18 protein-coding genes and 1 pseudogene are annotated in these 21,161 nt (G+C 71.0%); 8 read left to right on the top strand and 11 right to left on the bottom strand.

Translation table 11 applies throughout. The annotated features are described in order from the left end of the window. The first annotated feature begins 12 nt into the window (after positions 1–12). Positions 13–1,722, top strand: coding sequence for a thiol reductant ABC exporter subunit CydC (gene cydC, locus ABTZ89_RS08410; protein WP_351041806.1), 1,710 nt, complete (start codon positions 13–15; stop codon positions 1,720–1,722). Continuing rightward, positions 1,646–2,983 (top strand): amidase, encoded by a 1,338-nt coding sequence (locus ABTZ89_RS08405; protein ID WP_351041803.1) that lies wholly within the window; start codon positions 1,646–1,648, stop codon positions 2,981–2,983. Before cydC ends, ABTZ89_RS08405 begins: the two co-directional genes overlap by 77 nt. A 38-nt stretch (positions 2,984–3,021) precedes the next feature. Here the strand turns inward: ABTZ89_RS08405 and ABTZ89_RS08400 are convergent, their stop codons facing one another. Beyond that, on the bottom strand, positions 3,022–4,089 hold the full coding sequence (locus ABTZ89_RS08400) for a tartrate dehydrogenase (protein ID WP_351041800.1): 1,068 nt from the start codon (positions 4,087–4,089) through the stop codon (positions 3,022–3,024). 125 nt (positions 4,090–4,214) lie between these two features. On the opposite strand from ABTZ89_RS08400, the gene ABTZ89_RS08395 reads away from it, so the two are divergent. Both ABTZ89_RS08395 and ABTZ89_RS08390 read left to right on the top strand, forming a co-directional pair. Beyond that, entirely contained in the window at positions 4,215–5,195 is a 981-nt protein-coding gene (locus ABTZ89_RS08395; RefSeq protein WP_351041798.1) for a PHP domain-containing protein, read from the top strand. A gap of 67 nt (positions 5,196–5,262) precedes the next feature. Next, positions 5,263–5,754, top strand: a complete 492-nt coding sequence (locus ABTZ89_RS08390) for a MarR family winged helix-turn-helix transcriptional regulator (protein WP_351041795.1) — start codon at positions 5,263–5,265, stop codon at positions 5,752–5,754. On the opposite strand, the gene ABTZ89_RS08385 is transcribed toward ABTZ89_RS08390, so the two are convergent. Further along, entirely contained in the window at positions 5,755–7,674 is a 1,920-nt protein-coding gene (locus ABTZ89_RS08385) for an ABC transporter ATP-binding protein (RefSeq protein ID WP_502949523.1), read from the bottom strand. A gap of 434 nt (positions 7,675–8,108) precedes the next feature. On the opposite strand from ABTZ89_RS08385, the gene ABTZ89_RS08380 reads away from it, so the two are divergent. The 3 genes from ABTZ89_RS08380 to ABTZ89_RS08370 are packed head-to-tail and all read left to right on the top strand — an operon-like array spanning position 8,109 to position 10,873. Next, positions 8,109–8,807, top strand: coding sequence for a GPP34 family phosphoprotein (locus ABTZ89_RS08380; RefSeq protein WP_270949942.1), 699 nt, complete (start codon positions 8,109–8,111; stop codon positions 8,805–8,807). Between the two features lie 31 nt (positions 8,808–8,838). Then, the gene (locus ABTZ89_RS08375) at positions 8,839–10,317 is read left to right on the top strand and encodes an APC family permease (protein ID WP_351041791.1); all 1,479 of its coding nucleotides are present in this window, start codon (positions 8,839–8,841) and stop codon (positions 10,315–10,317) included. Continuing rightward, positions 10,307–10,873, top strand: a complete 567-nt coding sequence (locus tag ABTZ89_RS08370) for a GNAT family N-acetyltransferase (protein ID WP_351041788.1) — start codon at positions 10,307–10,309, stop codon at positions 10,871–10,873. The genes ABTZ89_RS08375 and ABTZ89_RS08370 overlap by 11 nt, the downstream gene beginning before the upstream one ends. 3 nt (positions 10,874–10,876) lie before the next feature. Here the strand turns inward: ABTZ89_RS08370 and ABTZ89_RS08365 are convergent, their stop codons facing one another. Beyond that, entirely contained in the window at positions 10,877–12,085 is a 1,209-nt protein-coding gene (locus ABTZ89_RS08365; protein ID WP_351041785.1) for a metal-dependent hydrolase family protein, read from the bottom strand. A gap of 21 nt (positions 12,086–12,106) precedes the next feature. Beyond that, on the bottom strand, positions 12,107–13,645 hold the full coding sequence (locus ABTZ89_RS08360; protein WP_351041782.1) for an AbgT family transporter: 1,539 nt from the start codon (positions 13,643–13,645) through the stop codon (positions 12,107–12,109). A 206-nt stretch (positions 13,646–13,851) separates the two neighbouring features. On the opposite strand from ABTZ89_RS08360, the gene ABTZ89_RS08355 reads away from it, so the two are divergent. Then, entirely contained in the window at positions 13,852–14,862 is a 1,011-nt protein-coding gene (locus ABTZ89_RS08355; RefSeq protein ID WP_270949937.1) for an Lrp/AsnC family transcriptional regulator, read from the top strand. Here ABTZ89_RS08355 and ABTZ89_RS08350 read toward each other — a convergent pair. The 7 genes and pseudogenes from ABTZ89_RS08350 to ABTZ89_RS08320 all read right to left on the bottom strand — a co-directional run. Beyond that, complete coding sequence (locus tag ABTZ89_RS08350; RefSeq protein ID WP_270949936.1) at positions 14,841–15,053, bottom strand: DUF8847 domain-containing protein; 213 nt, start codon at positions 15,051–15,053, stop codon at positions 14,841–14,843. The genes ABTZ89_RS08355 and ABTZ89_RS08350 overlap by 22 nt on opposite strands. A gap of 96 nt (positions 15,054–15,149) precedes the next feature. Then, on the bottom strand, positions 15,150–16,325 hold the full coding sequence (locus ABTZ89_RS08345) for an acyl-CoA dehydrogenase family protein (protein ID WP_270949935.1): 1,176 nt from the start codon (positions 16,323–16,325) through the stop codon (positions 15,150–15,152). A gap of 89 nt (positions 16,326–16,414) precedes the next feature. Continuing rightward, positions 16,415–17,062 (bottom strand): LutC/YkgG family protein, encoded by a 648-nt coding sequence (locus ABTZ89_RS08340; RefSeq protein WP_351041778.1) that lies wholly within the window; start codon positions 17,060–17,062, stop codon positions 16,415–16,417. Next, entirely contained in the window at positions 17,059–18,489 is a 1,431-nt protein-coding gene (locus tag ABTZ89_RS08335; protein ID WP_351041830.1) for a LutB/LldF family L-lactate oxidation iron-sulfur protein, read from the bottom strand. The genes ABTZ89_RS08340 and ABTZ89_RS08335 overlap by 4 nt, the downstream gene beginning before the upstream one ends. Positions 18,490–18,506: 17 nt before the next feature. Further along, on the bottom strand, positions 18,507–19,241 hold the full coding sequence (locus tag ABTZ89_RS08330; RefSeq protein ID WP_270949933.1) for a (Fe-S)-binding protein: 735 nt from the start codon (positions 19,239–19,241) through the stop codon (positions 18,507–18,509). 25 nt (positions 19,242–19,266) lie between these two features. Beyond that, positions 19,267–20,898 carry an L-lactate permease gene (locus ABTZ89_RS08325; RefSeq protein ID WP_351041774.1) on the bottom strand — a complete coding sequence of 544 codons (1,632 nt, stop codon included), beginning with the start codon at positions 20,896–20,898 and terminating at the stop codon, positions 19,267–19,269. A gap of 37 nt (positions 20,899–20,935) precedes the next feature. Beyond that, positions 20,936–21,161: pseudogene (locus ABTZ89_RS08320) on the bottom strand (hypothetical protein); the annotation flags it as partial.

The raw sequence follows: 21,161 nt of genomic DNA, 5'->3' as shown, positions 1-21,161 counted from the left end.
TGGCCTCGGGTTGTGGCCGCAGTAGCTGCCGGAGTGATCGCCGAGCTGTGCGCGGTGGGCCTGATGGCGCTGGCGGCCTGGCTCATCACCCGCGCGTCCGAACAACCGGCACTGTCCGCGTTGAGCCTGGCCATCGTCGGGGTCCGCGCCTGCGCGCTGGCTCGCGGCGCGTTCCGGTACCTGGAGCGCTTGGCCGGGCACGACGCCGCGCTGCGGGTGGTCGCGCGGCTGCGCCCGCAGGTGTTCCGCGCGAGGGCGGGGCGGCCCGCACTGCGCGACGGAGATGCCTTGTCCCGCTTGGTCTCCGACGTCGACAGCGTGCAGGAACTGCTGCTGCGCTGCCTGTCGCCGGCGGCGATCGCGCTGGTCGTCGCCACCGGCTCGGTCATCACCTGCACCATCGTGGCCACGACCAGCGGTGTCGTGCTGGCTGCGGGACTGCTGGTCGCGGGGCTGGTGCTGCCGTTGTTCGCGCCTCGACGTCGTGATCGCACCGCCGCTGATCGAGCCGAACTCGCCGTCGCTGCCGGAGATCTCGTGGACGGCGCACGCGAATTGGCTGCCTTCGGCGCACTTCCCGCCGCCGCGGCGCGCGCCGAACAGCACGCCGCACGGCTGCGGCGCCGCGACGGAGCAGCGGCCCGCAGCTCGAGTGCGCTGTTCGCGGCCGGGATCCTGGTGCAGGGCGTGACGGCAGTGGGCGTGACGTGGATGGCGCTGCTCGCCGGTGTACCGCAGACGAGCGTGGCCGTGGTGGGATTCCTCGCGCTGGCGGCATTCGAAACCGCTCTTCCGCTGACCGACGCCGCCCGCCGGTGGACCGAACACTTCCCGGCGCTGCGTCGCATCGCAGAACTCCTGGCCGCACCCCCGATCGCGCTGCCGAAGCCGAACTCGCAGGACCTCGCGCTCCACGCCGTGTCGGTGCACTACGACCGACCAGCGCTGAACAACGTGGATCTGACCGTCGAGCCCGGTCGGACGGTCGCCGTCGTCGGCGCCAGCGGAGCGGGCAAGAGCACCCTGCTCGGCGTCCTGGCCGGACTCGTACCGCCGTCGGCCGGCCGGGTCGAACGACCGGAAACCCGCGCGGTGACGCAGGACGCGCACGTCTTCAGCGCCACCATCCGGGAGAACCTGCTGCTCGCCGCGCCGGACGCCGACCAGACCCGGTGCGAACGGGCGGCTGCGCAGGCCGGGCTCCTCGACTGGATCCGCAGCCGACCAGCGGGTTTCGACACGTTCGTCGGCGAAGCCGGACAACCGCTCTCCGGCGGGCAACGCCAACGCCTCCTGCTGGCCCGAGCGCTGCTCGCCGAGCCGGACGTGCTGCTGCTCGACGAACCGACCGAGGCGCTGGAACCGGAGCTCGCCGACGAAGTCCTGACCCGCGTCCTGCGCACCCGGACCGGGCGCACCACGATCATCGTGACGCACCGCCTGGCCTGCCTCGACCAGTTCGACGAGATCGTGGTGCTCGACGCCGGGCGGATCGTGCAGCGCGGGCCCCACCGGGACCTGGCGGCGGTTCCGGGACCGTTCCGGGATCTGCGGGACGCCGAAGCGTTGACGGACTTCGCGATCCGAGCGCAGGATGATCCGGACGCCGCGCCGCGGCGATCACCGGGAGAGGGGTGCGCGAACGTTGAGCCGGCACAGCCCAGCGGGATTCTTCAGCAACCGCACGATCACCGAACTCGCCGACCAGCTGCGCGCCGGTGAGACCAGCGCCGTCGAACTCACCCGAGCGGCGCTGCACGCCATTGAGCAGTTCGACTCTGCGCTCAACGCGTTCGTCACCGTCGACCGCGAAGGAGCGGTGCAGGCGGCGGAGAAGGCCGACGCCGAACTGGCCGAAGGCCAGGACCGCGGACCGCTGCACGGCATCCCGGTGGCGGTCAAGGACATCATCGAGGTCGCCGGACTGCCCACCACCATGGGCTCGGCGCACTTCGCCGACCACGTGTCCACATCGGACGCCGAATGCGTGCAGCGGCTGCGCGCGGGCGGCGCGGTGCTGGTCGGCAAGACCACCACCCACGAGTTCGCGTTCGGCCCCACCGGCGACAGCGCGCACAACGGCCCGTCCCGCAATCCGCACGATCCCACCCGCATCACCGGCGGTTCCAGCGGCGGAAGTGGTGCCGCGGTCGCGGCCGGGATGGTGCCGCTGGCGCTGGGCACCGACACCGGCGGATCCGTGCGCATCCCGGCCGCGCTGTGCGGGGTGGTGGGGTTCAAACCGGCGTACGGCGCGATCCCGACCGGCGGGGTGTTCCCGCTGTCGCAGTCGCTGGACCACGTCGGAGTCCTCGCCCGCACCCCGCAGGACTGCCGCACCGGCTACCGGGTCCTCGCCGGACTCCGGGACGCACCCAGCCGGGAACGCGGCGACATCGCGAACATCGGGTGGATCGACCCGAACTCGCTGCACCCGACGGACCCGGAGGTCACCCGGATCGCCCGCGCCGCGCTGGAGACCAGCGGAATCCCGGTGCAGGACCTCGGCATCCGCGATCCGGAGGTCGTGCACCGCGGATTCCTGGGCATCCAGTACAGCGAGGCCTACGCCAACCACGCCGAGCGCGTGGCCGACAACCCGGAGCTGTTCACCGACGACGTCCTGGGGCGGTTGCGGGAATCGGCGCGGACCGCGGGCTGGCAGCACGTGCGCGCGCTGGCCGCGCGCGACCGGTGGCGCGGCGACGTCGACGAGCTGCTGTCCGGAGTCGACCTGCTCGCCATGCCGACGACCTGCGTCGTCGCCACCGAGATCGACCGCCGCGAGATCACCGTCGATGGCGCGGACGTGAACGTGCGCGGCGCGCTGATCGGGCTGACCAAACCGTGGAACCTCGCCGGATCGCCCGCGGTGTCGATCCCCGCGGGCGCCATCGGCGGGCTCCCGGTCGGTCTCCAGCTCATCGGCCGCCCCGGGGCGGAGGACGTCCTGCTGGCCGCCGCCACCCGGATCTCCGGTTGAGGACTCGTCTCCGGTGGCAGGACCACCGGAGACGGGCTTCAGCCCTCGACGGCCTCGGCGATCGCCTTGCCCAGGTCTTCGGTGGTCGCCCCGCCGCCGAGGTCCGGGGTGAGCGGGGCCGTCTCGTCGACCAGGACGCGCTCGATCGCGCTGACCACGTCGGCACCGGCCTCGGGCAGGCCGAGGTGGTCCAGCATCATCGCCGCCGACCAGATCTGGCCGATCGGGTTGGCGATGCCCCGCCCGGCGATGTCCGGGGCGGAACCGTGCACCGGCTCGAACGTCGACGGGTAGGTGCGCTCGGGGTTGATGTTGCCCGACGGCGCCACCCCGATCGTGCCGGTCACGCCCGGTCCGAGGTCGGACAGGATGTCGCCGAAGAGGTTGCTGGCGACCACCACGTCGAAGCGCTCCGGGGACATCACGAACCGGGCGCACAGGATGTCGATGTGGTCCTGGTCGACGGTGACGTCCGGGTACTCCGAGGCGATCGCGGCGAACCGCTCGTCCCAGTAGGGCATCGAGTGGTAGATGCCGTTGGACTTGGTCGCCGAGGTGACGTGCGGCTTGCCGAGGCGGCGCGCGAGCTCGAACGCGTAGCGCATGATCCGGTCGGTGCCGTGCCGGGTGAAGGCCGCGGTCTGCAGCACCATCTCGGTCGGGGTGCCCTCGCCCTGCCTGCCGCCCAGCTGCGAGTACTCGCCCTCGGTGTTCTCCCGCACCACCCAGAAGTCGATGTCGCCGGGCTGCTTGTCGCGCACCGGCGGCGTCACGCCCGGCAGCAACCGCACCGGCCGGAGGTTGACGTACTGGTCGAACTCGCGCCGGATCGGCAGCAGCAGGCCCCACAGCGAGATGTGGTCGGGCACGCCGGGCCAGCCGACCGCGCCGAGCAGGATCGAGTCGTGGTCGCGCAACCGGTCCAGCCCGTCGGCGGGCATCATCGCGCCGGTGCTCTTGTAGGTCTCACAGCTCCAGTCGAAGTGCTGGTAGGCGAACCGCACGCCGTACTTCGCGCCGACCACGTCGAGCACGCGCAACGCCTCGGGCATGACCTCGTTGCCGATCCCGTCACCGGGCAGCACCGCGAGTTCGTACTGCTGCACTCTCCACCTCGTCCCTCGAAGATCGCGTTCCCGGTGGTCATCTAACGCCCGCACATGCGGCGGGCCAAGAGCTGAACGCGAATCGTCGGTGGCATCACGGCCGCACAGGGACTACGAATGAGCTCGTGGATGCGGCACGGGCACTGCGCGAGATCGCCTTCTGGCTGGAACGGGCCGATGCGCCGACCTTCCGGGTCCGGGCGTTCCGGCGCGCGGCCTCGGTCGTCGACGGGCTGCCGGACCTGGACGAACGGGTGGCTTCGAAGCGCCTGACCGCGTTGGAGGGCATCGGCAGGACGACCGCGTCCGTCATCGAGGAGGCCCAACGCGGTGAGGTCCCCGAGTACCTGGCCCGGCTGCGGTCCGAAGTGGACGTCCCGGAGCGCGACGCGGAGCTGCGGGCGGCGCTGCGCGGCGATTGCCACTCGCATTCGGACTGGTCGGACGGCGGGAGCCCGATCGCCGAGATGGCCACCACGGCCCGCGATCTCGGCCACGAGTGGATCGCGCTGACCGACCACTCGCCGCGCCTGAAGGTGGCCCGCGGCCTGTCGGCGGACCGGCTCCGCGAGCAGCTGGACGTCGTCGCCCAGCTCAACGAGCGCCTCGCCCCGTTCCGCATCCTGACCGGCATCGAGGTCGACATCCTCTCCGACGGTTCGCTGGACCAGGAGGAGGAACTGCTGGCCCGGCTCGACGTGGTGGTGGCCAGCGCGCACTCCGAACTGCGGATGGCCTCCGCTGAGATGACCCGACGGCTGTGCGCGGCGGTGTCCCATCCGCACGTGGACGTGCTCGGGCACTGCACCGGGCGCCTGATCGGGGCGAAGAAGCGCCCGCAGTCGACCTTCGACGCGGCCGCGGTGTTCCAGGCGTGCCGGGACAACGGCGTCGCCGTCGAGATCAACTCCCGCCCGGACCGGCTGGACCCGCCCCGCGACCTGCTCCGCCTCGCCGTCGACACCGGCTGCCTGTTCAGCATCGACTCCGACGCGCACGCTCCCGGCCAGCTGGACTGGCTGTCCTACGGCTGCGCCCGCGCGGAGGAGTGCGGCATCACCCCGGACCGGGTGCTCAACACGCGCACCGCCGACGAGTTGAGCTGATCACTTTCAAGCGGTTGAACAGGGAAGATACCTGAACATTCAAACATTCCGGGCGTATGCTGGCGGGGTGACCGAACCCAGATGGCTCAGCGGCGAGGAGCAGTGCGCGTGGCGGAAGCTGGCCACGCTGATGACGGTCATCCCGGCCCAGCTCGACGGGCAGCTGCAACGGGATTCCGGGCTGACCCACTTCGGCTACTGGGTGCTGGCGATGCTCTCCGAGCACCCCGACCGCGCGCTGCGGATGAGCGAGCTGGCGGCGCGCTCCAACGCTTCGCCGTCGCGGGTCTCGCACGTGGTCGCGAAGCTGGAGAAGGACGGCTGGGTGCGCCGGCACCGCGCCACCTCCGACGGCCGGGGCAACGTCGCAGAGCTCACCGACGCCGGTTACGCCAAGATCGCGGCATCCGCCCCGGGACACGTGGCGAAGGTCCGCGACCTGATCTTCGACGGGCTCACCGAAGCCCAGGTGCGCCAGCTCAACGCGCTGTGCACGGCGATGCTGGCGCACCTGGACCCGGAAGGCGAGCTCATCACGGCCCCGCCGCAGCCGGAGTGATCAAGCGGCTTCCTCGGTGTCGGCCTGCTGCGAGAACTGGGTGCGGTAGAGCTCGGCGTAGAGACCGTCGCGGGCCAGCAGATCGGCGTGCGTGCCGTCCTCGGCGATCCGGCCGCCGGAGATGACCAGGATCCGGTCCGCCTCGCGGATCGTGGACAGCCGGTGCGCGATGACCAGCGCGGTCCGCCCGGACAGCGCGGTCCGCAACGCCTCCTGGACCGCTGCCTCCGATTCCGAGTCCAGGTGCGCGGTCGCCTCGTCGAGCACCACGACCGGCGGCGCCTTCAGCAGCAGGCGGGCGATCGCCAGCCGCTGCTTCTCACCACCGGAGAGCCGGTAGCCGCGGTCGCCGACCACGGTGTCCAGGCCCTCGGGCAGCGTCGCGACGAGGTGGCCCAGCTGCGCGGTGCGCAGCGCTTCGAGCAGCTCCTCGTCGGTGGCGTCGGGGCGGGCGAAGGCCAGGTTGGCGCGGATGCTGTCGTGGAACATGTGCGGGTCCTGGGTGACCACGCCGACGGTGCGGTACAGCGAGGTCAGCGAGACGTCGCGGACGTCGGTGCCGCCGATGCGCACCGCACCGGAGTCGACGTCGTAGAGCCGCCCGGCCAGGTTGGTGATCGTCGTCTTGCCCGCGCCGGAGTGCCCGACCAGCGCGATCGTCTGGCCCGGTTCGGCGTGGAAGGAGATGTCGTGCAGCACGTCGTGCGCGGGCGAGTTGTCCTGCCGGGCCACCGACTCCAGCGAGGCCAGCGAGACCTCGCTGGCGGCCGGGTAGCGGAAGGAGACGTGGTCGAACTCCACGTCGGAGGCGCCTGCGGGCAGCTCGGCGGCGTCCGGCTTCTCCTGGATCATCGGCCGCAGGTCCAGCACCTCGAAGACCCGGTCGAAGCTGACCAGCGCGGTCATCACGTCCACGTGCACGTTCGACAGCGCGGTCAGCGGACCGTAGAGCCGGGTCAGCAGGGTGGCCAGCGCGACCAGGGTGCCGAGCTGCAGCGCCCCGGTCAGCACCAGACCGCCGCCCAGCCCGTACACCACCGCGGTGGCCAGCGCGGCCAGCAGCGTCAGCGCCACGAAGAACACCCGGCTGTACATCGCCGAGATCACGCCCATGTCGCGCACCCGCGCGGCCCGAGCCGAGAAGTGCGCGGCTTCCTCGTCGGCGCGGCCGTAGAGCTTGGCCAGCATCGCCCCGGCCACCCCGAAGCGCTCGGTCATCAGCGAGCTCATCTCGGCGTCGACCTTCATCTGCTCGCGCGTGATGCGCTGCAACCGCCGCCCGATCCAGCGCACCGGCAGCAGGAACAGCGGCAGCAGCGCCAGCGCGATCAGGGTGATCTGCCAGGACAGCGTGAACATGGTGGCCAGCACCAGGACCAGGCTCAGCACGTTGGACACCACCGAGGACAACGTGCTGGTCAGCGCCCGCTGCGCGCCGATGACGTCGTTGTTGAGCCGGCTGACCAGCGCCCCGGTCTGGGCGCGCACGAAGAACGCCACCGGCATCCGCTGGACGTGGTCGAAGACCTCCGAGCGCAGGTCGTAGATCAGCCCCTCGCCGAGCCGCGCCGAGTACCAGCGCTGCAGCAGCGAGAACACGGCGTCCAGCAGCGCGACCCCGGCGACCGCGACCGACAGCCACACCACCAGCGACATGTTCCGCGGCACGATGCCGTCGTCGATGATGGCCTTGAACAGCAGCGGGTTGATGACGCCGAGCACCGCGGCGAGCACGACCAGCACCAGGAACGGCACGATGTCGCGCAGGTACGGCCGGGCGTAGCGCAGGATGCGCCGAGCCAGCCCGGGTGACAGCCGTTGCCTGGTCACCGATCCGTCGCTGGCGTACGAGCGCATCGTCTGCCAGCTCACCGTTGTGTCCACAACCCCTCCAAGATGCGCGCTGAGCGTTGATGACATCCTCAGACTTCGCGTTAGGTCGAAGTCAACACCGCTGAAGAACCAGTCTGGCGCACTCACCTTGCGTGGCGGTGCCGGTGGCGGAACCTCAGCGCCCGCCTGAGCTCCGGGATCCCGGACTTGTGTATGACCAATACACGGCGTGCGGGCTGTCCTCGTCAGGCGAACGCTGAGAACCCGCGGCGGTGCGAGCTGCGAGGATGGGCCAAGCGGCTCGCGCCGCTTCGAAAGGCGATGTCCGATTCCCGCGGGAAGATCACCCAGGTGTCGCAGCGGCTCGCGCGGGCGGAAAACTTGAACAAACCTTCGCGTACGTTACTCTGTGCGCTGGCTCGGGCACTTTCCGAACTCGGCGCGGGGGACAGGTCTGGGGGCAGTGACGGCTCGGATGGGAGCGAGTGGGTGTTGATCGGCACTTCGGCCGGGGGTGGCCGGTGACGGTTTCCGAGCTGGATGCCACCCGCATCCCGCTGCGGGTGGCGGATCGGTTCTTCCTGGCCGCGCACGCCGGAGGGCAGCGGATCTCACCGAGGGTGGACGCCGCGCTGGTGTCGCTGGGGTGCGCCGCCGGGCTGCTCGCCGAGCTGATCCTCGAGGAGGAGATCGCGGTCACGCCCCACGTCCGGCCCAGCGGCCGGGGGCGCTGCCCGGACTTCCTGTCCTGGGCGATCCTGCGCGAGATCCGCGAGGAACCCGGCCACGACCTGCGCACCTGGCTGGACTACCTCGGCCAGGCCGCCGCGGAGAAGGTCCGCGCCCGGCTGGTGATCATCGACGTGCTGCGCGAAGTGCCGGTCTCCGCGGGCTGGCGCGGCGGCACGGCCTCGGCGTGGCGGTTGGCCGACACCGGCGTGACCAGCCCGGAAGCAGTGCTGGAGCTGCTGTTCACCAGCGCCGAGACGGCCACCGGCAACGGCATGATCACCGTGCCGGAGCGCCTCGCCGAGATCACCTTCGCGCTGCTGGCGCGCGAGACCGGGGTGATCCGCAACGTGCGGCTGCCCAAGAACGTCGCGCGGCAGGGCGACTTCCGGATGAAGTCCTGGCAGAAGCGCGTGCCCGGGCCGCTGCGCAACCTGATAGCCGAAGTCGCCGCCGCGCGCGGCCAGTCGGCGATCACGCCCAGACATTAGTTCCCGCAGAACCCCGCGAAGGAGCGAGCTGTTGCCACCGTCCAAAGTGTCCGCCGCACTGGCCCGCGCTCGACTGGGTGTCACGTCGATCGTGTTCTTCACGGTCGCCGCGGCCGCACCGGAAACCGTCGTCGGCGGGGGAGCGGTCAGCGGCTTCGCGGTCTCCGGGGTGAGCGGCATCCCGCTGGGCTACCTCGCGATCGCCCTGATCCTCGGCCTGTTCGCGGTCGGCTACGTCACGATGTCGCGGCACGTGGAGAACGCGGGCGCCTTCTACGCCTACATCGCCAAGGGGCTCGGCCGGGTGGCCGGAACCGGGGCGGGCGCGGTGGCGCTCGTGTCGTACCTGATGATCCTGGTCAGCCTCGCGGGCGGGCTCGGCGTCGGGGCGTCGGACTTCCTGCACCAGGTCAGCGGAGCTTCCGTGCCGTGGTGGGTGTTCGCCGGATGCGGCCTGGCCGCGGTCGCCGTCCTCGGCGTGCTGCGCATCGACGTCAACGGCCGGGTGCTGGGCGTGCTGCTGCTGGCCGAGGTGGCGGTCATCCTGATCTACGACACCGCGTTCGTCTCCGCGCCGTCGCCGGCCGGTGTCGTCCTGGACACCCTCAACCCGGGCCAGCTGATGACCGGTGCGGCCGGGGTCATCCTGGTCATCGCCTTCACCGGCTTCATCGGGTTCGAGAACTCCACCGTGCTGGCCGAAGAGGCGAAGAACCCGCGCACGGTGATCTACGCGACCTACATCTCGCTGGTGGTCATCGGCGGGCTGTACTCGCTGTCGACGTGGGCGATGACGGTGGCCACCGGACCGGGCAACATCGTCTCGCAGGCCGAAACCCATTCCACCGAACTGCTCTTCGTGCTCGCCGCCCAGCGCCTGCCGGGCACCCTGGTGACCATCGGTTCGGCTCTGTACGTCACGAGCCTGTTCGCCGCGATGCTGTCGTTCCACCACGTCTGCTCCCGCTACCTCTTCGCGCTGGGCCGCGAAGGCGTCGGCCTGCGCTGGTGGGGCACCACCAGCTCGCGCACCGCGGCCCCGGCGGCGGGCTCGCTGACCACCACCGCGATCTCGATCGTCGTGGTGGCGCTGGTGGCGGTGACCGGCATCGACCCGATCACCTACCTGTTCTTCTGGGGCGCGTCCGCCGGCGCGCTCGGCGTGCTGTCGCTGGTGATGCTGACCTCGGTGGCGGTCCTCGGCTACTTCCTGGGCAACCGGGAGCACGAGCACAGCCGCTGGCGGACCCTGGTCGCGCCCGCGATCGCGGCGCTGGTGCTGGCCGTGGTCCTGCTGCTGACCGTGCTGTCCTTCGGCACGGTGCTCGGCGTCGAGGACGGTGACCCGGCCGCGTGGGCGATCCCGCTGGGCTTCCTGGTGGTGTTCGCGCTCGGCGCGACTTGGGGCGCGGTGCTCAAGCGCACCCGCCCGTGGGCGTACGCGCGCATCGGCCTGGGTGCGCGCGCCGCGGCCGTGCAGCCGGGGAAGGAGTCCGCGGGTGTCCGATGAGGACGTGCGAGTCCGGACGTTGCTGCGCGCCTTCGGAGACGACGAGTTCGCCTGCTGGCTCCTCCCGGACCAGCAGCACCGCCACCACGTGTACCGCAACTGGTTCGGCATGGTCCTGCCGCACGCGGAGCAGCACGGCGAGGTGATCGTCGGCGCCGACGGCCTGGCGGTGCAGATCTGGCTCGACGGCAGTAGCGGACCGTCGAGCGTCCTCGACGAGGAGGGCGAACGCCGCCTCGCCGAGCTCGCCGGTCCGCGCACGGCGCGCTTCCGCGAGTTCGGCGAGCTCGCCGCCGCCCACCACCCGGCGGAACCGCACCAGTACCTGGCGATGATCGCGGTCGACCCGGCGGTGCAGTCCACCGGGATCGGCGGCCGGGAGCTGCGGGAAGCCCTGCGCAGGTGGGACGCCGAAGGCCGACCGTCCTACCTGGAGGCCAGCAGCACCCGCAGCCGGAACCTCTACCTGCGCCTGGGCTTCCGGGACATCGGCACCCCGATGGTCCTCCCGCACGACGGCCCCACCATGTACCCGATGTGGCGCGACCCGGCGTGATCCTCAGCCCACCGCGATCCGGCCCGATTGCACGACCATGCGCAGCGGCCCGGCGAGCGCGGTGATGTCGGCCAGCGGATCGGTGTCCAGGACGACCAGGTCGGCGTGCGCGCCCGGTGCGAGCGTGCCGATCTCGCCCGGCATCCGCACCAGCTCGGCGGCCACCGACGTCGCGGACCGGATGATCTCCAGCGGGGACTGCACTTCGGCGCGGATGCGGAACTCCTCGCTCTGGTACCGCTGCATGCCCCCGAGCAGATCGGTGCCGAAGACGACGTCGACCCCGCCGCGCACCGCCCGCTCCAGGGCACCGAGCCCGCCTTCCAGGACCTGCGCGACCTTCTCCCAGCTGCCGCGCGGCAGACCGTGCTCCATGCCTTCGCGCTGCAACGCCCAGTAGGTCACCAACGTCGGCACCAGGAAGGCCTCCCGCTCGACGAGCAGCTGCACGCCGCGGTCGTCCAGCAGGTTCCCGTGCTCGACGCAGCGCACCCCGGCCTCCAGCGCGCGGTTGATCGCCGCCGGCGGGTAGGCGTGCACGGTCACGTACCGGCCCGCAGCTCGCACCTCGTCGACGATGGCGCGCAGTTCGTCCATCGAGTACTGGGTGGAGTCGATGTGGTCGGTGGGGGAGGCGACACCGCCGGAGGCCATCACCTTGATGTGGTGCGCTCCGCGCCGCAGCTCGTCGCGCGCCGCCAGCCGCACGCCGTCCACGCCGTCGGCGACCCTGCTCGAGCCCCCGCAGAAGGGGTGGTCGTCGTAGACGCGCACCCCGGCGGTCCGCTTGTCGCCGTGCCCACCGGTCTGGCTCAGCGCCTTGCCGCCGAAGATCAGCCGGGGCCCGCGGATGAGACCGTCCTCCTGCGCGGCGGCGAAACCGTAGTCCGCACCACCCACGTCCCGGACCGTGGTGAACCCGCGGTCGAGCATCGCGCCCATGTTGCGCACCGCGCCGGCAGCGATGTAGCTCGGCGACCAACCGCGCAGCGCGGAGGTGTCGGCGGTGATGCCAGCGACGTGCACGTGCCCGTCGATCAGCCCCGGCAGGACGTACCCGCCGCGCAGGTCCACTTCGGTCGCACCGGTGGGAGCGGTGGCCCGGCCGTCGGACTCGGCGATCCGCCCGTCCGCGCACACCAGGTCACCTTCCCGGTAGGTGCCGGATTCGACGTCGAGCAGCTGGGCGTTGCGCAGCACCAAGGAGTTCACAGGTGTCCTTTCGAGTAGTGGTCAGCGGACCGGAGCGCCCGGGCCGAGCGGAATTCCCAAGGCCCACCAGGCGAAGAACAGCAACGTCCAGACCAGCAGCATCGACAGCGCGAGCGGGATCGTCATCGCGGCGAGCGTGCCGATGCCCGCCTCGCGCCGGTACCGCTGGACGAAGCCGAGCGCCATCACGAAGTACGGGCTCATCGGCGTGATCACGTTCGTGCAGGAGTCGGCGATCCGGTACAGCGCCTGGGTGGTCTCCGGCGGGATGTCGAGCAGCATCAGCATCGGCACGAACACCGGCGCCACCAGCGCCCACTGCGCCGAACCGCTGGTGACCACCAGGTTGATCAGGCTGACCAGCACCAGGATGCCGAGGAAGATCAGCAGGCTGTGCGCGCCGAGGGACTTCAGCAGCGCCGCGCCGTGGATCGCGGTGACCTCGCCGATCTTGGTCCACTTGAAGAAGGCGAGGAACTGCGAGACGGCGAAGAACAGCACCAGGATCGGGGCGATGTCGCGCAGCCCCTGCACCATGAGGTCCGGCAGGTCGCGGCTGCGGCGGATCGCGCCGACCGCGATGCCGTAGGCGGCGCCGGTGATCATGAACAGCAGCGACAGCACGATCGCGATCCCCGACAGCAGCGGGGAGTCCAGCAGCGACCCGTCCTCGCCGCGCAGCGGTGACCCGCCCGGAATCGCTGCCAGCACGAGGACCGCGATGTAGCCGAGCGCGGCGATGCCGGCGTTGCGCAGGCCGCGCCGCTGCTCCGGGGCGAGCGCCAGGGCGGAGTCGTCCAGCTCGACCTCGGTGTCGTCCGCGACGGCCTCGACCCGCTTGGCGAGGAATCCTTCGACCACCAGCGTGATCACCGCGGACAGCACCACCGACGAGACGGCGGAGAAGAAGTAGTTGGCCACCGGGCTGACCACGTAGGCCGGGTCCAGCGTGCCGGCCGCGGCGGTGCTCAACCCGGACAGGATCACGTCGGTCGGCGTGAGCAGCGGGCTGGCGTCGGTCCCGGCCGAGATCGCCACCAGCGCCACCACGATGCCCAGCACCGGGCTGCGGCCCACCGCCCGGAACACGATCGCGCCGAGCGGGATGAGCACGATGTAGGCGGCGTCGGACGCGACGTGGGCGATCATCCCGGTGAACGCCAGCGCGAACGTCACCCAGCGCCGGGGCACCCGGATCACCGCGGCGCGCAGCATCGTGGTCAGCAGCCCCGCCTTGTCGGCCACCGCGACCCCGATCATGGTCACCAGCGCGGTGCCCAACGGCGGGAAGGTCACGAAGTTCTCGACCACGCCGGAGACGGCGGTGCGGATCCCGTCGGCGGAGAGCAGGTTGCGGACCGCGACGGTCGCGCCGTCCGCCGGGTTGATCGCGGTGACGCCGAGCGCATGCAGAACCCAGCTGAGCGCCGCGAGCACGGCGCTGAGGATCGCGAACAGCCAGAACGGGTGCGGCAGCAGGTTGCCCGCTCGTTCGATCCCGGCCAGGACCCGGATCAGCGCGCGGGTGGACCGCGGTGATGTCTGCGCAGCGCCACGCAAGATGCGACCTCCAGGGACAGCAGCAGGATGCGCGGAACACTACGAGGATGTAGTACATTCAGTCAATGAACAGTTTCAAACGGGCTGTTCATTCAAAAATGCGGATTGATGAGGAAACTTTGGTCGCCTCGGCGGGTGTGTGGCAGCCGGACGCCTCGTGGTCGGGGCCGTCCGGCGGCGCGGGGGAGCGCCGTACGATCTCGGTCATGCCCGAGTCGCTGGACGCCGCCGACCTCGATCTGGTCGCCGCGCTGCAACGCGCCCCGCGCGCGGGGGTGCGGCTGCTGGCCGACGTGCTGGACATGTCCACCAGCACCGTGAGCCGGCGGTTGACCCGGCTGGTCGACGAGCGGTTGATGAAGGTGATCGGCCAGGTGAACTGGTCGGTGGTGTCCGACGCGCACCCGCAGCACCTGTGGATCTCCGCGCAGCCCGGCACCGCTGGTCAGGTTGCCCGCGACCTGGCGGCGCTCCCGGAAACCCAGTTCGCCGCGGTCACCTCCGGCCGCTCCGACGTCTACGGCATCCTGCAGCCGAGCGCGCGAGCCGACGGCGCCGACCTGATCACCGAACGCGTCGGCGGCATCCCCGGTGTCGCGTCCACCCACACCGAGATCGCCCTGCGCTCGTACGCCTCCGCGGCGACCTGGCTGCTCGACCGGCTCGCGCCGGAGCAGGAAGCTCGCCTGCGCGCGGAGAACCCGGAGCACCGCGGCACCGGTGGCGCAACCGGTCTCAGCGCGGAGGAGCGGCGCGTGGCGCGCGCTTTGCAGCAGGACGGGCGGGCCAGCGCGGCGGACATCGCGCGTCGCCTGGAGCTGAGCCAGTCCACCGCGTACCGGATGATCCAGGCGCTGCTGGAGCGCGGCGCCGTCGTGCCCAGGGTGGAGATCGAACCGGCGGTGCTGGGTTTCCCGCTGGAAGCGGTGATCTCGCTGACCACCGAGCTGCGCTCGATCACCGGCATCGCCGAGGCGCTCGGCCGCCACCCGTCCGCTCGGTTCGTGTCCACAGTGGCCGGTACCGCGTCGATGATCTACAACGGCGCGTTCCGCGACGAGGACGACCTCTCCGACCTGCTGACCGGAGACCTGGCCGCGATCGACGGCATCAAAGCGGTGGAGGTCGCGGTCATGCTCCGCGTGCTGACCCGCTACTGGCTACCCCGGGACGGCGTGCTCCTCGCCGGGACGCCTCAAGTCTCGGCGCCGACGTAGTTGAACTCCCAGGTCCCGTCGGGGCCCCGGCGGCCCCGTTCGTAGGCGAGCAGCGGTGGTACGGCTTGGGCGTTGCGGGCGCGGGCCGGCAGCGTGATCCGCGGGATCGGTTTTCCCGAATCGTCCGCGGGTGCGTTGACCTCGTGCCCGTCGTGCGGGCCGCCCCGCAGCCGAACCCTGATGTCTGGCAACGGAACTCCCTCCAGAAGTGATCGACACCACTACGACCGGTGCGCCCGGGACAACGGTTCCCGGCGTCACTTGATCGTGTGGCGAGCGGAGGGGGCTCAGATCATCTCGGTGATCCCCGGTTCCACGCCGAGCAGCGCGCGGCCGAAGACCTCTGCGTTGGACGCCGGGTGGGCGAGCGCGTGCCGGGAGGCGGTCTCGATGTCGCGGACGATGGCGTGCAGCGGATCCCGCTCCGACATCGCTCCTGCTCCGTAGGCGTTCACCAGCACCTGGACGGCGTCCCGGCACTGCTGGAGCGCGTAGCTGGAGTGCTGCCGGATCCGGGTGCGCTCCAACAGGTCCGGGTGCGTTCCGGCGTGCGCGTGCCCGTCGACGGTGGCCGCCGACCGGTGCGCGATCATCCGCGCAACGTCGATCTTGGTCGCTGCTTCGGCCACCGCCAGCTGGAAACCGGTCGAGTCGAGCTGGCGCTCGTAGCTGGTGAACGCGATGCCCCGCCGGCCGGCCTGCGAAACCACGTGCGCCAAGGCCTGTTCGGCCATCCCGAGGATCGGCGCGATCAGGACGGTGGCCAGCGTGGGCACCAGCGCGGTCCGGTAGCGCGGGGAGTCGTTCTCGGTGCTGGGGAACTCGCCGCGCGTCGCAGGACCGCGGTGCATCACCCGGTGATCGGGGATGAACACGTCCTCGCCGACGAGCATGTTGCTGCCGGTTCCGCGCATGCCGAGGGTGAACCAGGTGTCCTCGATGCTCAGCTCGCGCATCGGCACCAAGCCGAACGAGGCGCCGTGCTCCGGCAGCGCCATGCCCAGCATCGCCCACTCCGAGTGCAGGCAGCCGGAGGCCGGTGCCCACCGGCCGCTGACCAGCCAGCCGCCGTCGGTCCGGCGGGCCCGGGTCTTCGGCGTGAGGACCTGGCAGATCTTGGTGTCCGGGTCGGGGCCGAAGACCTCCTGCTGGGCCTTGTCCGGGAACAGCCCGGTCAGCCAGTCGCCGCAGCCGAGGATCATGACCAGCCAGCCCGCCGACGCATCGCCCTTGGTGATCTCCGCGATGGCGTCGACGAGCGTGCGCATGTCGAGCTCGGAACCGCCGAAGCGGCGCGGAACCCAGGCGCGGAACAGCCCCGCCCCGTCCAGCGCCGCGATCGTCTCGCCGGCCAGCCGGCGCCGCTGCTCGCCTTCTTCGCGGTGCGACGCCAGCTGGTCGTGCAATGCCGCCGCTCGCGCGACGACGTCCGGCTGCGGCTCCAACGGCGCGTGGGCCTCCACGATCGACTCCTTCGGTCACACGTCCAGGTGATCAGTGTGCCTGTTCGACGGCGGGGAGCGTCACGTGGTTCGCAGCTGCCGGGTATTTCCTACGGCGAGTCCGGGGTGACCAGGACGTGGAGCGTTCGAGGTCCGTGCACGCCTTCGACGCGGTTGAGCTCGATGTCGCTGGTGGCCGACGGGCCGCTGATGAACGTCATCGGCCGCGCCGGGTCCAGTCGCCGCAGCCCCTCCGGGACGTCGTCGGCGACCTGCGACTCGGCGACCACGCAGATGTGCACGTCCGGCACCAGGGTCAGCGCGCGATGTCCTTGCCCCGGGCCGTGGTCGAGCACGATGGTGCCGGTCGACGCGATGCCCACCACGGCCGTGGTGATGACCGCGTCGACGCGCTCCAATCCGGCCGTGTCGATGCTTTCGCCGTCCTCCACGTGCTCGAATTCGCTGTTCAGCGCGTCGTACCACGCTTGTGGTACCCCAGTTGGGGCAAGCACCCGGCGAGCTCCGACGCCGCGCGCGGCGGCCACGATCGCGGCGGTCAGCCCGCCCGGCGCGACCCGGTCCACAGTGGCCCGGTAGTCGGCGACCCGTTCGCAGAACAGGCCCACCAGATCGTCCGCCGGGCGGTGCTCCCGGTAGCGCCGCGGGACGTCCGCCAGCGGCGTCCGGTCGGTGCCCGCGAGGGCCGAGCGCACGCGGCCCAGGATCTCCGCACGTGCCGAACTGCCCGCGCTCATCGCGCATCGCCTCCTCGATTGCGTTCCCACCAGGTCCGGAAGGACTCCTCGGCCGGTGCCGGTGCGTCGCGCGCATCGGTCCACCGCGACAGCGGCGGAGGCAGGCGGCCGATGGTGCCCTTGCGGCCGATCACCTTCCGGCTCAACGACGCCACCTTCTGCGCGGCGCCCAACCGCTTGGCATCGCCGAGCACCCAGGAAGCCAGGCCCATCAGCGCGTCCATCGGCTTGGACCGCCAGCCGCGGTGCTCCTCGACCACGCGGGTCCGCAGGTGCACCAGCAGATCCGGGATGTTGATCGCGACCGGGCACACGTCGTAGCAGGCCCCGCACAGCGAGGACGCGTAGGGCAGCGCTTTGTCCACTTCGGACGTCGTGCCGCGCAGCTGCGGCGTCAGCACCGCGCCGATCGGACCGGGGTAGACCGAACCGTAGGCGTGGCCGCCGGTGCGCTCGTAGACCGGGCACACGTTCAGGCAGGCCGAGCAGCGGATGCAGCGCAGCGCCTGGCGGCCGATCTCGTCGGCGAGGGCGTTGGTGCGGCCGTTGTCCAGCAGCACCACGTGGAACTGCTGCGGTCCGTCGCCGGGCGTGACGCCGGTCCAGGTCGAGGTGTAGGGGTTCATCCGCTCGCCGGTGCTCGACCGCGGCAGCAGCTGCAGGAAGACCTCCAGGTCCTGCCAGCTCGGCACCAGCTTCTCGATGCCCACGACGCTGATCAGCGTTTCCGGCAGCGTCAGGCACATCCGGCCGTTGCCCTCGGACTCCACCACGACCAGGGTGCCGGTGTCGGCGACCGCGAAGTTCGCGCCGGAGACGGCGACCTTGGCCCGCAGGAACTTCTCCCGCAGGTGGCGGCGCGCCGCTTCGGCCAGCCGGGCGGGCTCGTCGGTGAGGTCCGCCGGGGCGGGAGTGCCGACCTTGCCCATCTCCTGCTGGAAGATCTCCCGGATCTCCGCGCGGTTGCGGTGGATCGCGGGCACCAGGATGTGGCTCGGCGTGTCGTGGCCGAGCTGGACGATCAGCTCCGCCAGGTCGGTCTCCCAGGCGTCGATCCCGGCGTCCTGCAACGCCTCGTTGAGCTCGATCTCCTGGGTGGCCATCGACTTGACCTTGACGACCTCGCGTTCCCCGGTGGCGCGCACCAGGTCCACCACGATGCGGTTGGCCTCCTCGGCGTCGCGCGCCCAGTGCACGGTGCCACCGGCGGCGGTGACCGCCTCCTCGAACCGCTCCAGGTAGGTGTCCAGGTTGGACAGCGTGTGGGTCTTGATCGCCGCGCCCGCCTCGCGCAGCTGCGCCCAGTCGTCGAGTTCGCCGACCACGTCGGCGCGCTTGTGCCGGATCGTGGAGGTGGCGTTGGCGAGGTTGTGCCGAAGCTGCGAGTTGGCCAGCTCCCGCTTGGCTGCCTGCGGGAACGCGGGCATGCCCAGGTAGGTGTCGGTCACCGGTCGGCTCCTTCCGCGCTGGCCAGGATTTCGGCGAGGTGCATCACCCGGATTCCGGAGCGCTGCCGGGACAGCAGCCCGCCGATGTGCATCAGGCACGAGTTGTCCCCGGCGCAGAGCACCTCGGCGTCGGTTTCCCGGACGTGCCGCGCCTTGTCGGCGCCCATCGCCACCGACACGTCCGGGTTCTTCAGCGCGAACGTGCCGCCGAAACCGCAGCACTGCTCGGCCGCGGGAAGCTCGACCAGCTCCAGCGAGCGCACCGCGCGCAGCAGCTGCAGCGGGCGGTCGCCGACCCGCAGCAGCCGGGCGGAGTGGCAGGTCGGGTGGTAGGTGACCCGGTGCGGGAAGTACGCGCCGACATCGGTCACGCCGAGCACGTCCACCAGGAACTCCGACAGCTCGTGCACCTGCGGGGCCACCTGCGCGACCGCGCGGCTGAGCTTCTTGTCGCCTTCAGCGACCATGGCGTGCTGGTGGCGCACCGAGGCGACGCACGATCCGGACGGGGCGACGACGGCGTCGTAGTCGGCGAAGGCGTCCACGAAGGTCCGCACCGAGGACTTCGCCTGCTTGCGGTACCCGGTGTTGGTGTGCATCTGCCCGCAGCAGGTCTGCGCGGCGGGGAACTCCACCTCGCAGCCGAGCCGCTCCAACACCTGCACGGTCGCCTTCGGCGCTGCCGGGAACATCGTGTCCCCGAGGCAGGTCGCGAACAGCGCCACCCTCATGCCACATCACCTCGTTCGGATTCGTTCACCGTGGAAGCATCCACGACAAGACGTTGGACTGCAGGAAGACCAGTGCGCACAGGACCAGCAGCAGCCCGATGCTCCACTTGACGACTTCGCGCAGGATCTTGGCCTCCGCGCCGGCCATGCCGGCCGCGGTGGCCACGATGGCCAGGTTCTGCGGGCTGACCATCTTGCCCATCACGCCGCCGGAGGTGTTGGCCGCGACCAGCAGCGCCGGGTCGACCCCGACCCGCTCCGCGGCGACCTGCTGCAGGCTCGCGAACAGCGCGTTGGCGCTGGTGTCCGAGCCGGTGACCGCGACGCCGAGCCAGCCCAGCACGGGGGAGAAGAAGGCGAACGCGGACCCGACCCCGGCGATGGCGGTGCCGATCGTGGTGGTCTGCCCGGACTGGTTCATCACGTAGGCCAGCGCCAGGACGCTGATGATGGTCAGGCCCGACCAGCGCATCGACACCACGGTGCGGCCGAGCTCGGCCACCGCTTCCAGCGGCTTCATCCGGTAGACCAGGGCCACCCCGAAACCGCACAGGAGCAGCAAGGTTCCGGGGGTGGACAACCAGCTCAGCGTGAACACCGTGCTGCTGGCCGGTTCTCCGGACGCGGTCAGCAGCGAGTCGTGCAGGCGCGGCCAGGGGATCTTGACGTCGGTCGCGGCCAGCGCCTCCTCCGCGGGCTCCCACAGCTTGACCACCGAGAACACCGCGACCACCAGCAGGTACGGGAACAGGGCGAGGAAGACCCGCCCGGCGCCCAACTGCTGGTCGGGGGTCGCACCGGTCGCTGCGCCACCGGTGATCCTGGCGCGTGCTTCGTCGCCGCCCGCGGGCTGCCAGAACCGCAGCAGCACGACCAGCGCCACCGCCCCGACCAGCGAGGAGACGATGTCGGTCAGCGGCACCGAGATGTAGCTGGCGCACACGAACTGCGCGATCGCGAACGCCGCACCGGTGACCAGAGCGGCGGGCCAGACCTGCCGCACACCGCGCCGACCGTCCACCACGAGGACCAGCAGGATGGGGACGAGCACGGCCAGCAGCGGGGTCTGCCGTCCGACGACGGCACCGATGTGCTCGTACGGGATCCCGGTGAGCTGACCGGCGGTGATGATCGGCGTGCTCAGCGCGCCGAAGGCGACGGGCGCGGTGTTGGCCAGCAGCACCGTCACCGCGGCGCGCACGGGCGGGAAGCCGATCGACACCAGCATCATGCCGGTGATCGCGACGGGGGCACCGAACCCGGCGAGGGCTTCGAGCAGCCCGCCGAAGCAGAAGGCGATCACCACGGCCTGGATCCGCGGGTCGGGGGAGAGCAGCGAGAAGAGCGCCCGGAGGTCCTCGAAACGACCGCTGCGGACGGTGAGCTGGTAGAGCCAGATGGCGGTGATGACGATCCACAGGATCGGCAGCACGCCGAACGCGGCGCCTTGACCTGCGGACAGCAGCGCGAGATCGGCCGGCATCCCGTAGGCGAGCACGGCGATCACCAGTGCCGCGGCGAGCCCGGACAGCGCGGCCCAGTGCGCCTTGACGCGCAGCACGCCGAGCAGCAGGAACACGACGAGCAGCGGGATCGCAGCGATCAGCGCGGACAGTCCGAGACTGCCCGCGATCGGAGCGGTGAGCGGTTGGTACACGAGGCGACACCTCTCTGTGTCGTTGACCTTTCTATGGTCAGACCAAGAGCTGGCGGTACCATAAAGATCGCTCGTCGAGTTTGTAAAGGGGGGGTCCGTGGTCGGCTCGGATGACGACGAACGCGCAGGTTGGCGGCCGGTCGCCAGGGCGCGTACCTACGAGCTGGTCATCGACCGCGTCGAGGCGGTTCTCGATCTCGCCCGTGCCTTTCTTGCAGCCGCCGCTCTTGATGATGCCGGTGGCCTTGCGCCCTGCTTGCCTC

The organism is Saccharopolyspora sp. NPDC002686, assembly GCF_040295745.1.
GTDB classification, from domain to species: domain Bacteria; phylum Actinomycetota; class Actinomycetes; order Mycobacteriales; family Pseudonocardiaceae; genus Saccharopolyspora; species Saccharopolyspora oryzae.
The sequence above is the reverse complement of the archived record's forward strand: the minus strand, read 5'-3'. Positions and strand labels throughout refer to the sequence as shown.